Here is a 12,352-nt window from a genome sequence, read left to right as displayed (position 1 = left end):
CACGTACAGCGTCTGGCCAAGCGGATGCGTATGCCAGTGGGTGCGCGCGCCCGGCTCGAAGCTGACCAGCGTGGCCCGCAGCCGCGCCGGCGCCTCTTTCTCGATGATCGGCGTCTGCAGCACCCGGCCGGCGAAGTATTTTTCCGGCGCGATGACGGTCGGCACGCTGCCGCAGGCAATGATCTTCATGGGTCGATGGTCCTTCAAGCAGCGGGCGACGGGTCGCCTGTTTTCAGTTTCGGCCGATATCGGTCGACGTGCAACAGCTTCCCGCTGCCAGCCCCAGCATATGATCCGCACGGTCCACTGCCGAGCAAAGGGTTTCTATTTTTCTTGCCCTGCCGGCAAACAAGTGGGACGATGGCTTTGGGCAGGTGGCACTTGAAAAGAACCCCGCCCGCGACGGTCGAACAGGCCGGCCGCCGCTCAGGACCGATTGACCAAGCCTGAACCATACATGCCAGTCGGTCCTACGGGAAACGCCTGAGTGGAGGTCAGTCATGGGTACTCGCGCCGGAGGACGACGCACGGGACCGAAATGCATTGCCATAGTCGGTCCCTTCGCAAGCGGTAAGACGACACTTCTCGAAGCCATATTGGCCCGTACGGGCTCAATTCCCCGACAAAATCCCGTTTCATCAGGTAACACCGTTTCAGATCATTCGCCCGAGGCGCGCGCCCACGCCATGAGCGTCGAGGCGACGGTCGCCACGACCGAATTCATGGGCGAGCAGATCACCTTCGTCGACTGTCCCGGTTCCATCGAATTCTCTTTCGAGGCCGAACCGGTGCTGGCCGCCTGCGACCTCGCGGTCGTCGTAGCCGAGGCCGATGAAAAGAAGATCCCTGCCCTGCAACTGATCATGCGCAAGCTCGACGATCTCGGAGTGCCGCGCATTCTGTTCCTCAACAAGGTCGACAAGGCAATCACCGGCGTGCGCGACACGCTGAAGATGCTGCAGCCGGCCAGTGCCGTGCCGTTGCTGCTGCGCCAGATTCCGCTGCGCAAGGACGGTGTCGTCATTGGTTCGATCGACCTGGCGCTGGAGCGCGCCTACATCTATCGCGAATATGCCGAAAGCGAGGTGGCGCAGATTCCCGGCGACGACAAGGCGCGCGAGCTCGAAGCGCGTTTCTCGATGCTGGAGACGCTGGCCGACCATGATGACCAGTTGATGGAACAACTGCTCGAGGAGATCGAGCCGCCCAAGGATGCGATCTTCGACGACCTCGCCGCCGACCTGCGTGACGGTGCGGTGATCCCGGTGCTGATCGGCACCGCCGAGAAAGGCAACGGCGTGCTGCGCCTCCTGAAGGCGATCCGCCACGACGCGCCCGACATCGAGGCGACCCGCAAACGGCTCGGTGCACCCGACGGCGCGGCTACCCTGGTCCAGGTGATGAAAACCATCCACACCTCGCATGGCGGCAAGCTGTCGGTGTCGCGCATCCTCTCCGGTCAGGTCGTCGACGGTTCCGAACTCTGGCTGCCCGGCGGCGACACGGCCAAGGTTTCCGGCATCTACCGGATGCTCGGCAAGGACCAGTCCAAGCTCTCCATCGCCAAGGTCGGCGACACGGTGGCACTGGGCAAGCTGGACGAGGTCAAGACCGGCCAGACGCTGAGCTCGGCCAAGGGCGGCATCAAGCCGCTCGTCCAGTTCGAGCCGCCGCAGCCGGTCTTCGCCTTCGCGCTCCGCCCCAAGGAGCGCAAGGACGAAGTGAAGATGTCGGCCGCCATCCAGCGGCTGGCCGAGGAGGACCCCTCGCTCAGCCTGCGCCACAATCAGGACTCGGCCGAAACCGTGCTGTCGGGCCATGGCGAGATGCATCTGCGCGTGGTGCGCGAGCGGCTGGAAGGCAAGAACCAGATACCGGTCGAAGGTCATCCGCCGGCGGTGCCCTATCGCGAGACGATCCGCAAATCGGCGCAGCAGCGCGGCCGTCACAAGAAACAGTCCGGCGGCCATGGCCAGTTCGGCGACGTGGTGATCGAGATCAAGCCGCTGCCGCGCGGTTCCGGCTTCCAGTTCACCGACACCATCACCGGCGGCGTCGTGCCCAAGACCTACATCCAGTCGGTCGAGACCGGGGTCCGCGACTATCTGAAATCCGGGCCGCTGGGCTTTCCGGTCGTGGATGTCGCAGTCAACCTGTCGGACGGCTCCTATCATGCGGTCGATTCCTCCGACATGGCCTTCCAGATGGCGGCCAGGCTGGCGATGAAGGAAGGCATGGCCGCGTGCTTGCCGGTGCTCCTGGAGCCCGTGATGAAGGTCGAGATCGTCACCCCCTCCGACGCCACCTCGAAGATCATCGCTCTCATCCCGCAGCGGCGCGGCCAGATCCTCGGCTACGACGCGCGACCCGACTGGCCGGGATGGGATGTCGTCGAGGCAACCATGCCGCAAGCCGAGATCGGCGACCTGATCATCGAGTTGCGCTCGGCGACCGCGGGCGTTGCCAGCTATCGTGCCGTCTTCGACCACATGGCCGAACTCACCGGCCGTCTGGCTGACGACGCCATGAACACCAACGGCAAGGCTGCCTGATGGCGTGGCGTTCCTCTCGAACCTGATTCGGGGGAACAAAAGAAAACGACGTCCGGCGGGGACCGGACGTCGTTTTGTTCGCGGACCGTTTCCTTGGGAGGTAAAACGTCAGGTCCGCCGCATTTGGTACCGCCGAGTTCGGCGGAAAAACGGTTCGGACGCGGTAGCCGCCTGAGCCCGGGCCGTACGAGTGATGCCCCCATCTCCCGTCCGAACCACACCGCGTCCTATGATCTACATAGCAGGTCGCGGGCGTCCGGGATATGTTACCAGAGGTTACATGTCACCGTTACGTGGCAATTGTGATGGAATTTTTGGCCGGCCCAGCAGGGTACAGGCAACAAAAAAGCCGGATCAATGAAGATCCGGCTGAGTTTGATTGGAGTGCCTGTTAAGGCTAACCTCCAGAGGGGAACACTCGAGGGCGCTAATGGGAGGAGAACGCGCCCAGGAGATGATCTATATATGTGCTCATCATGCCCAAGAAACAAGCATCTATTTTGCAACACACACATGCAAAAAGACGCAGGCTGTGGTCTAACCCATTCCAGAAGCCAATAGGACCAGCAAAATCGTCGAAATGGAGCGCTGAATCGGGCAATTGCAACTACAGAATCGCTAATCTCGGCTGGCTTTCGGCTCGAAATGCCAAAACTGGGCAATGATGTGGAAGCGGGCAGCAGGCGTGCATTTCTAAGGCAATCGCGGAGCAAGCAGCCAATGCGGAGGTTTTCGGCGATCGCCGGCAGTGCGGCCTTCTTCATCGCGGCGCCGTGCGTGGTTGCCGGGCTGGTGCCCTGGCTGTTGACCGATCGCTGGGGCTTGCCCTGGTCGAGCCTGCCGGGCTTTGCCCCTGTTGGCGGGCTTCTGATCGTTGCCGCGGGCGCGGCACTCCTGCATGCCTTCGGCCGTTTTGCGCTTGAGGGCCTGGGCACACCCGCACCGGTCGCCCCGACCGAGAGGCTGGTGATAGGCGGCATCTACCGCCATGTCCGCAACCCGATGTATGTCGCCGTGCTGTCGATCATCCTCGGCCAGGCGCTGCTGTTCTCGAGCTGGGCGCTGGTCGCCTATGCCGCCGTCAGCGCTGTCTCCATGGGCGCCTTCGTCAGGCTCTATGAAGAGCCGACGCTTAGCCGCCGTTATGGCGCCGAATACGAGACCTACCGCCGCAACGTGCCCGGCTGGCTGCCTCGGCTGATGCCCTGGCGGGGATAATCCCGTAGGGCGTGAAAACGAAAATCAGAAGGACCAGCTTCGGGCCTTGGCGATGATGAAGTCCCGGAACACATGCAGCTTGGCCTGGTTCTTCATCGCGTCGGGATAGGCGAAATAGGTGTCGAAAGACGGCACCTCGGTCTCCGGCAGCAGCTGCACCAGATCGGAGTCCTTGCTGATCACATAGTCGGGCAGCATGGCGATGCCGGCACCGCCCTGCACCGCCCGCTTGATCGACAATATGTCGTTGATCTGCAGCGTCGGCACCCTTTGTCCGCCTTCGAAATCACCGACCGTTTCCAGCCAGTTCAGCTCCGACAGATGCGACGGCACCGGCACGCCGAAGGTGACGATGCGATGGGCCTTCAGCTCGGCGACGGAAGACGGCTTGCCGTGCTTGGCGACATAGGATGGGGCCGCGTAGAGGTGGAAATGCACGGTGAACAGGCGGCGCTGGATCAGGTCCGGCTGCTGCGGCTGGCGCAGCCGGATGGCGCAATCGGCCTGGCGCATGGTGAGATCCAGCTCCTCGTTGGCGAGGATCAACTGCAGGCTGATTTCGGGATAGAGTTCGATGAATTCCTGCACCCGCTCGGTCAGCCAGCCGGCGCCCAGCCCCACCGTCGTCGTCACCCGCAGCACGCCCGACGGGCGATCCTTGGTCTCGGTCAGCCGGGACTTGATGGTCTCCAGCTTCATCAGCACGTCATGCGCCGTGCGAAACAGCATCTCACCTTGCTCGGTCAGCACCAGCCCGCGGGCGTGGCGGTTGAACAGCGGCACGCCGACATCATGCTCGAGCGCGCTGACCTGCCGCGAGATCGCCGATTGCGAGAGATGCAATGTCTCGGCCGCATGGGTAAACGACCCCGCCTCCGCCGCAGCGTGAAACACGCGTAGCTTGTCCCAGTCCAACGCCATGATTCCCCTCGTTCTGTTTTGGCGTCTGAATGAAAAATCAGGCTTTTACACGGCGTTTCTAAGCCGCTCTCTGAACTCTCTACTCGGCCGCTTCGCGATGCACTTCGATGCCGGCCAGATACTTCTCCGCCTCGAGCGCGGCCATGCAGCCGAGCCCCGCTGCCGTCACCGCCTGGCGGTAGATATCGTCGGTCACATCGCCGGCCGCGAACACGCCCGGCACATCGGTGCGGGTCGAATCCGGCGCTGTCCACAGATAGCCGTTCGGCTTCTGCTTGAGCTTGCCGGCGAACAGTTCAACCGCCGGCGCATGGCCGATGGCCACGAACACGCCGTCGATCTTGAGGTGCGACACCTCGCCGGTCACCGCATGCTTTAGCTTCAGCCCCTCGACCGAGGGCGGCAGCGGCGTCTTGCCGGGCCGGCCGGTGATCTCATCGACGATCGTGTCCCAGATGACGCGGACATTGTCCTTCTTCAGAAGCCGCTCGCGCAGAATACGTTCAGCGCGAAAATCGCTGCGCCTGTGGATGACCGTCACGCTCCTGGCGAGATTGGACAGATAGAGCGCCTCTTCCACCGCGGAATTGCCGCCACCGACCACCGCGACATCCTTGCCCCTGTAGAAGAAACCGTCGCAGGTGGCGCAGGCCGAGACTCCAAAACCCATGAAGTCCTGCTCGGTCGGGATGCCCAGCCATTTCGCTTGCGCGCCGGTGGCGATGATCAGCGCGTCGGCGGTATAGGTCGTGCCGGAATCGCCCTTGGCGCGGAACGGTCGCACGTTGAGGTCGACCTCGGTGATGATGTCGTTGATGATGTCGGTGCCGACATGCTCGGCCTGTTTCAGCATCTGCTCCATCAGCCACGGACCTTGGATCGGGTCGGCGAAGCCGGGATAATTCTCGACATCGGTGGTGATCATCAACTGCCCGCCCTGCTGCAGGCCGGCGACCAGCATCGGCTTCAGCATGGCGCGGGCGGCATAGACCGCCGCCGTATAGCCGGCCGGGCCGGAACCGATGATGAGAACGGGCGCGTGCTTGGTGGTCATCTAAAGCCTCTGCGGAGGGCTGCCGGCAATTGCGGCATGGAAAACTCGATCATTGTCGCGCGTAATGTAAGTGTTGCCCACGACGCCAGCAAGGCAAGTTGGTGTTCGTCCCCGGAAAGCTTTGTCGCACCTGTCGGCCGCTGATCCCGCGAAATATTCCGGGCGAAGGATGGAATGGACAGCGAAGTCGTTTAATTACAAAATCACGCAAGATTCTTGCGTATTGCCCCTCATGATCGAGAGCCCCCATGCCGCTCAAGGCCGACCTCGACGCCATCGACTGGAAGATCCTGCGCGAATTGCAGGGCGACGGCCGCATGACCAATGTCGAACTGTCGAACCGCGTCGGCATTTCGGCGCCGCCATGCCTGCGCCGCGTCAAGCGCCTGGAGGAAGCCGGCATCATCCGTGGCTACCGTGCCTTGCTCAATGCACCAGCGCTCGGCCTCGATGTCGTTGCCTTCTGCCTGGTCGGCCTGCATCATCAGGCCGATGCCGAACTGCGCATCTTTGCCGAGCGCACCCGCGGCTGGCCGATCGTACGCGACGCCTGGATGGTGTCGGGCGAATCCGATTTCCTGCTGCATTGCGTGGCGAGCGACCTTGGCGCCTTCCAGAGCTTCGTCATCGAGGAACTGACCTCGACCCCGAATGTCGACACGGTGCGCACAGCGCTCACCATCCGCCGGGTCAAGGACGAAGGGCTGGTCTCGTTCGCACAGCCTTGAGCCGGCTGAACCGCAACGAGCTTTCGCCGATGTCGCTTGAAGGCCTCGCCATATCAGCGCCGCTTTGGCGTTCGATAGCTCTCCTGTGAAGCCGGAATTTCTGCCGTAGCCGTCTTGTTGGTTTCCTAGAGCAATTCCAGAAAAAGTATGTAACGGTTTTCCCGGGTAAAGCGCATAGCGCTTTCGGGATTGCGTAAACAGGGGCGCAGGGCAGCCCAATTCCGAGAACAGTGTGCCGTGGGGTGGGACGATGACTCGATTTTCTAGCCCGGTTTCGGCGCTGGTCATCTGCATGAACGAGGCCGACATGATCGGCGAGTGCCTGGAAAGCGTCGATTTCTGCGCCGAGATCATCGTCGTCGATTCGGGCTCGACGGACAGCACTCTGGACGTCGTCAACGGGTACATCGCCAAAGGCTACCCGATAAGGCTGTTTCACAACGATTGGCCGGGCTTTCCTCGTCAGCGGCAATTCGCGCTCGATCAGGCCACGCAACCATGGTGCCTTTCGATTGAAGCCGACGAGGCCATCGACGACGTGCTCAGGCAGTCAATCACGAATGTGACCCAGCTTGGGAATGACGCCTTCGACGGATGGTACATCAGACGCCGCGACAAGCTGAAGGGCTATGGCTATGCGCACCGCTGGGTGCTTCACAACAGGCTGCTGCGTCTTTTCCGCCGCGACAAGGCCACGATGGACCTCAATCTGCGGGTCCATGAGTCGTTCGAGGTGCCAGGCGAAACCGGCACGATAGAAAATGGCGTGCTGCTGCATCGCCGCGAAATGACTATTGCCGAGGATCTGGCAAGGGCCAACACCTACTCCAGCCTCAAGGTTGCCACGCTTGTCGAACGAGCCAAGAAGCCCGGCCTGATAAGACTGGTGCTGTCGCCGCTCGGCAACTTTCTGAAGTTCTACCTGGCCAAGCGCTACTTCCTGTGCGGCCGGCACGGGTTCGTCTATTCGATGCTGGTGATGCTGTATTCGTTCGCGACAGAGGCCAAGCTTTATGAAGCCTGGCGAGACAAAGATCGGATGTAAGCCGTCACGGCGCGCCCGAGGCGGTGCCAAGCGCAGCTATTGCGGCGAGCAGGCCGTCGAAATCCGCGCGCTCGCACCAAGGCCGAATTGTGAAGCCCGATCGGACAGCTGCTTGTCCATCTACCAGCCAGCCCTGCGCGAGGCCGGCGCGTTGTCCCGCCTCCATGTCGGCCTCCTTGTCGCCGACGATCAGCGAACGCCGCAGATCGAGCCCGAGGCGCCCGGCCGCCTCCAGCAGCATGCCCGGATTGGGCTTGCGCATCGGATGATCGGCAACCGCAAGCACACCGGAGCCAGCTTCGTGATAGGCGCAGGCGACGACCATATCGACGAACGCATTGTCGACGCGCAGCAGCTCGAGCACGCGGCCATTGACGGCGGCGAAATCGCCCCAGCCGAAATAGCCACGCGCGATGCCCGACTGGTTGGTGACGATGATGACCGGAATGCCAGCCCGGTTGGCGGCGGCTATCACCGCGGCTATGTCCGCGCGCAGCACCATTTCGGCAGGATCATCCGGATAGCCGGTATCGACATTGACGGTGCCGTCGCGATCGAGGAACAGCGCCGGCGAGCCGGCGGCGAACACCCTTGAGCCGACCCGCTCGACCCATAGGCCCGGCTCCGCCAGCGGAAAGCGGCCAGAGGTCGTGGGATCAGCCATTGCTGAGGCGCGCTTCGACCACCTCGCACAGATGATGGTAAAGGCACAGATGCCCCTGCTGGATGATCGGCGTCGAGGTCGACGGCACGTTGAGCAGGATATCGGACAGAGGCTTCAGCTTGCCGCCGGTGTCGCCGGTCATGCCGATCACCGTCATATCCATCCTCCGCGCCTGTTCGGCGGCGGCAAGGATGCTCGGCGAATTGCCGCTGGTCGAGATCGCCAGGAGCACGCCGCCGGCAGCGCCATGCGCCTCGACCTGGCGCGAAAACACCGTGTCGAATCCATAGTCGTTGCCCCAGGCGGTCAGCACCGCTGCATTGGCCGGCAGCGCGATGACATTGTAGGCCTTGCGCTCCTTGAGAAAGCGGCCGACCAGTTCGCCGGCAATGTGGATGGCGTCGCTGGCCGAGCCGCCATTGCCGGCGATGAGCAAAGCTTTCCCCGACGAAAGCGCAGTCACCACGGCGCTCGCTGCCCGCTCCATCTCACCGGTCAGGTCCCGTTCGACCATGGCTGATATGGCAGCCACGGAGCGGACAAGGTAATCGTTCAACTCGGACATGAAACCCTCAGTTTGTGGTGCCGCCGGCGCGCAATTTGCCAATGGTGTTGGTGGTGCTTTTTCCGGCGACCAGATCGACCAGCACGACGCGTCCGCCGGCCTTCTGCACCACATCGGCGCCGACCACGGTGTCGACCGTGTAATCGGCCCCCTTGACCAGTATGTCGGGCAGCAGCGCTTCGATCAGCGCCAGCGGCGTATCTTCCTCGAAAACCACGACCGCATCGACCGAGGCAAGTGCTGCCAGCACGCAGGCGCGGTCGTGCTGGTCGTTGACCGGGCGCCCGGCGCCCTTCAGTCGCCGCACCGAAGCATCGCTGTTGAGGCCGAGCACCAGCCGGTCGCATTGGCTGCGCGCCGCGTGCAGCAAGCTGACATGGCCGGCATGCAGGATGTCGAAGCAGCCATTGGTGAAGCCGACGCTCAGGCCCTCTTCCTTCCACGCCGCCACCATGCGCGCGGCCGACGTGGCGTCGAGGATGGCGTCCTTGTGGGCCGTCGGCCCATGCGAACGGAACAGCGCGCCGGTGAGTTCCTCGACCGTCAGCCGCGCGGTGCCGCGTTTTCCCACCACGACGCCACCAGCGGCATTGGCGATCGAAGCGGCCATGACCGTATCGGCGCCCACGGCCAGCGCCAGCGCGAAGCTCGCGATCACCGTGTCGCCGGCGCCCGAAACGTCGAACACTTCGCGCGCCTGGGTGGCGATGTGGCGCGCCTCGTCGGGGCCGACCACGCTCATGCCCTTTTCGCTGCGCGTCGCGACCACGAAATCGAAACCATGTGCCGAAATCAGCTCGCGTGCGGCACCCACGATCTCGTCATCGGCGAACACCGCATGGCCGGCGGCCTCGCCGAGTTCCTTGCGGTTGGGGGTAATGGCGGTCGCCCCGGCATAGCGCGCGTAATCGCGGCCTTTCGGGTCGACCAGCACCGGCTTTCCAGCCTCGCGGCAGATGGCGATCAAGTCGCCGGCGACGCCGTCGAGCAGGATGCCCTTGCCGTAATCGGACAGGATGACGATGTCGGCGTGCGCCAGCGCGGCGCGGAAATGCCGGATCAGGCCGGCTCGCTCCGCAGCGCCGAGCGGCTTGATCTCCTCTTCGTCGAAACGCAGCACCTGCTGGTTGAGCGCGCTGAAGCGGCTTTTGGACGAGGTCATGCGACCACGCTCCTGCGCGAGGCCCGCCGTATCGGCGCCAAGCTCGCCGAGCATCCGCACCAGGCTATCGCCTGCCACATCGGTGCCTATGACCGAGACGGGAATAGCGGCAGCGCCGAGCGAAACGATGTTGGCCACGACATTGCCGGCGCCGCCCATGGTCGAGGTCTCGCCGCGCCCGTGCAGCACCGGTATCGGCGCCTCCGGCGAGATCCGCTCGATGACGCCGTTGACGAAACGATCGAGGATGAAGTCGCCGACCACCAGCACTGTGGCCTGGCCGAACCGCGCAATGGCGCGGTGCAACGGTTCGGGAGAAGGCGGATTGTGCTTGATCATGTCACTGGCAACACAGGGAAAAGGCCGATTTCAATCTCATAAGTGCTCATCAATCGACTGGTCGGATCGTTCATGGCGAAAGCCGATATACCGCAAATTCACGCAGCGCAACGGCAGGGCATGATCCCGGTAGGCTCGGGCGGTCAGCTCTTCTGCAGGGCGACATGGACGCCCAGCCCGACCAGCACAGCCCCTCCCGCCCGTTGCATCAGCCGCTGTGCGCGGCTCGAACGCCGCAAACGGCCGATCACGGCGCCCGCCAGGAACACACAGACGATATCGGCCGAAGAGAACATCAGATTGACGATCGTGCCGAGCACGACGAACTGCAGCCAGACCGGAAACGCCGCCGAGGCGTCGATGAATTGCGGCAGGAACGCCATGAAGAAGATCGCTGTCTTCGGATTGAGCACCTCGACGGTGATGCTCTCGAAAAAGGCACGCCGTGCCGATTTGCGCTCGATCGCGGGCAGCGCCGCATCGCCCTCCACGCGCTTGCGAAACAGCGAGACGCCAAGCCAGATCAGATAGAGCGCGCCGACCAGCTTGACCGCCAGGTAGAGCGTCGGCACGGCATGAAACAGCACCGACAGCCCGGCAGCCGCTGCGAAAACATGCACGTAGCCGCCCAGATGAATGCCAAGTGCCGCCGTCAGGCCGGACCAGCGGCCGCGCGCCATCGTCTGCGCGGCCGCATAGAGCATGGCCGGGCCTGGAATGTAGGCGAAAATCGCCGTGGTGGCGAAAAACGCGATGAGCAGTTCGGTCGATGGCATTTTTGGTCCCTCACGATCGTGCTCTGTTCTGTCGATTCAGTCCGCGCGCGGGATGGCTTTGGACTGACCCGTGCGGACAACCGCAGTAAAAGCGAACATAATTTTCTTGTGAAATGACGGGCTGAACGCGCCGATTCGCGCACCCGGCTCGAAATAGGCCGACGCTTCCAGTATATCATGATTGTACTCATCGACCATGACCCAAAGGGGCATAGGGTCGAGGCCCGCACGGTGGCGTTCAATTTCCGGAATGCTGACGGCAACGCGATCACGGCCCGGCTGCGTGGAAGTGATTGCAAGGATGAAGAGGTTCGTACCGCCGGCTTTCCCAGGAAGGACAGCCACAAAGGCCACAGGCCGTGACTTCCGGCCTTCGGTCTCGCCGTCTCCGTGTTGACGATGCCAAAGATATGGATATCGCCAGACGTCCGCAGCGGCGGGTTTAATCACGGTCCAATTCCGCGGCGTACTCCTCGAGCATCTCGACATGTTCGGTCGGGGCATCCTCCGCAGCGTAGACGCGGCGGCTGTCGTTGCCGAAGCGCGCTTCGTAGGTCTCGATGCTCATCAGGACGTATCTCGGCTTGTTGTGGCGAGTGATGGAGACCGGCTGCTGGCTGGCAGCTGCAAGCACATCTCCAAGATTCTGTTTCAGATCGGTCGATGGATAGTTTTTCATGGGACACCCTGTTTTGTCCATAATAGACAAAACAGACAAAACAGACAAGCGCATAAAAGTGGCAGGACAGGCGCATGCGCCTGGCTTTGTCGACAGCCCGCCTAGCCTCCCCTATAAGGACCGGAATCGCAAGCAACCAGAGGCCCTTCATGATCATCGTCACGGGCGGCGCCGGCATGATCGGCTCCAACATCGTCGCCGCGCTGAATGCCGAAGGGCATGACGACATCCTGGTCGTCGACGACCTTACCGACGGTCACAAGATCGCCAATCTTGCCGATCTCAAGATCGCCGACTATCTCGACAAGAACGATTTCCTGGACCGCATGGAGGCCGGCTCGCTCGGCCGCATCGAGGCGGTGTTCCACCAGGGCGCCTGCTCGACCACCACCGAGTGGAACGGCAAATTCATGATGGAGGTGAATTACGCCTTCTCGAAACGGCTGCTGCATGCAAGCCAGGCGCTGCGCGTGCCTTTCCTTTATGCCTCCTCGGCTTCCGTCTATGGCGGCGGCTCGGAGTTTCGCGAGGATCCCGCGCTCGAGCGGCCGCTCAACGTATACGCCTATTCCAAGAAGCTGTTCGACGATTACGTCAGGCGAACCGTGTTCGCCGGGCGCACCGCCTTCGATACCGACCATTCACAGGT

13 protein-coding genes and 1 pseudogene are annotated in these 12,352 nt (G+C 62.8%); 5 read left to right on the top strand and 9 right to left on the bottom strand.

What is annotated here, in order from left to right:
• Positions 1-189 (bottom strand): annotated as a pseudogene (locus tag EN906_RS08895) (cupin domain-containing protein); the annotation flags it as partial.
• Between the two features lie 311 nt (positions 190-500).
• Here EN906_RS08895 and EN906_RS08890 point away from each other — a divergent pair.
• Together EN906_RS08890 and EN906_RS08885 are read left to right on the top strand one after the other, a co-directional pair.
• Entirely contained in the window at positions 501-2,552 is a 2,052-nt protein-coding gene (locus tag EN906_RS08890) for an elongation factor G (RefSeq protein WP_127267438.1), read from the top strand.
• A 720-nt stretch (positions 2,553-3,272) separates the two neighbouring features.
• Positions 3,273-3,770 carry an isoprenylcysteine carboxylmethyltransferase family protein gene (locus tag EN906_RS08885; RefSeq protein WP_127267437.1) on the top strand — a complete coding sequence of 166 codons (498 nt, stop codon included), beginning with the start codon at positions 3,273-3,275 and terminating at the stop codon, positions 3,768-3,770.
• A gap of 24 nt (positions 3,771-3,794) precedes the next feature.
• Here the strand turns inward: EN906_RS08885 and EN906_RS08880 are convergent, their stop codons facing one another.
• Both EN906_RS08880 and trxB read right to left on the bottom strand, forming a co-directional pair.
• Positions 3,795-4,691: a LysR family transcriptional regulator gene (locus EN906_RS08880; protein WP_023809733.1), complete on the bottom strand. Its 897-nt coding sequence runs from the start codon at positions 4,689-4,691 to the stop codon at positions 3,795-3,797.
• Positions 4,692-4,770: 79 nt separating this feature from the next.
• Positions 4,771-5,745, bottom strand: coding sequence for a thioredoxin-disulfide reductase (trxB, locus tag EN906_RS08875; RefSeq protein WP_127267436.1), 975 nt, complete (start codon positions 5,743-5,745; stop codon positions 4,771-4,773).
• A gap of 248 nt (positions 5,746-5,993) precedes the next feature.
• Between trxB and EN906_RS08870 the strand changes: the two genes are divergently transcribed.
• Both EN906_RS08870 and EN906_RS08865 read left to right on the top strand, forming a co-directional pair.
• Complete coding sequence (locus EN906_RS08870) at positions 5,994-6,473, top strand: Lrp/AsnC family transcriptional regulator (protein WP_013530077.1); 480 nt, start codon at positions 5,994-5,996, stop codon at positions 6,471-6,473.
• Between the two features lie 250 nt (positions 6,474-6,723).
• Positions 6,724-7,518, top strand: a complete 795-nt coding sequence (locus tag EN906_RS08865; RefSeq protein ID WP_127267435.1) for a glycosyltransferase family 2 protein — start codon at positions 6,724-6,726, stop codon at positions 7,516-7,518.
• 4 nt (positions 7,519-7,522) lie between these two features.
• Here EN906_RS08865 and EN906_RS08860 read toward each other — a convergent pair whose 3' ends face one another.
• The 6 genes from EN906_RS08860 to EN906_RS08835 form a co-directional block, all read right to left on the bottom strand.
• On the bottom strand, positions 7,523-8,182 hold the full coding sequence (locus EN906_RS08860) for an HAD-IIIA family hydrolase (protein ID WP_127267434.1): 660 nt from the start codon (positions 8,180-8,182) through the stop codon (positions 7,523-7,525).
• Complete coding sequence (locus EN906_RS08855) at positions 8,175-8,747, bottom strand: SIS domain-containing protein (protein WP_127270425.1); 573 nt, start codon at positions 8,745-8,747, stop codon at positions 8,175-8,177. Before EN906_RS08855 ends, EN906_RS08860 begins: the two co-directional genes overlap by 8 nt.
• A gap of 7 nt (positions 8,748-8,754) precedes the next feature.
• Positions 8,755-10,248, bottom strand: a complete 1,494-nt coding sequence (gene rfaE1 / locus EN906_RS08850; protein WP_127270424.1) for a D-glycero-beta-D-manno-heptose-7-phosphate kinase — start codon at positions 10,246-10,248, stop codon at positions 8,755-8,757.
• A gap of 143 nt (positions 10,249-10,391) precedes the next feature.
• A complete protein-coding gene (locus EN906_RS08845; protein ID WP_127270423.1) occupies positions 10,392-11,024 on the bottom strand; it encodes a LysE family translocator in 633 nt (210 codons plus the stop codon).
• Positions 11,025-11,060: 36 nt separating this feature from the next.
• The gene (locus EN906_RS08840) at positions 11,061-11,474 is read right to left on the bottom strand and encodes a hypothetical protein (protein ID WP_236382885.1); all 414 of its coding nucleotides are present in this window, start codon (positions 11,472-11,474) and stop codon (positions 11,061-11,063) included.
• Complete coding sequence (locus tag EN906_RS08835; RefSeq protein ID WP_127269900.1) at positions 11,467-11,703, bottom strand: type II toxin-antitoxin system Phd/YefM family antitoxin; 237 nt, start codon at positions 11,701-11,703, stop codon at positions 11,467-11,469. The genes EN906_RS08840 and EN906_RS08835 overlap by 8 nt, the downstream gene beginning before the upstream one ends.
• Before the next feature lie 149 nt (positions 11,704-11,852).
• Between EN906_RS08835 and EN906_RS08830 the strand changes: the two genes are divergently transcribed.
• Positions 11,853-12,352: NAD-dependent epimerase/dehydratase family protein (locus EN906_RS08830; protein ID WP_127375141.1), on the top strand; the 500-nt coding region annotated here is incomplete at its 3' end.

This window comes from Mesorhizobium sp. M7A.F.Ca.CA.004.06.1.1, from assembly GCF_003999135.1.
GTDB lineage: Bacteria > Pseudomonadota > Alphaproteobacteria > Rhizobiales > Rhizobiaceae > Mesorhizobium.
The sequence above is the reverse complement of the archived record's forward strand: the minus strand, read 5'-3'. Positions and strand labels throughout refer to the sequence as shown.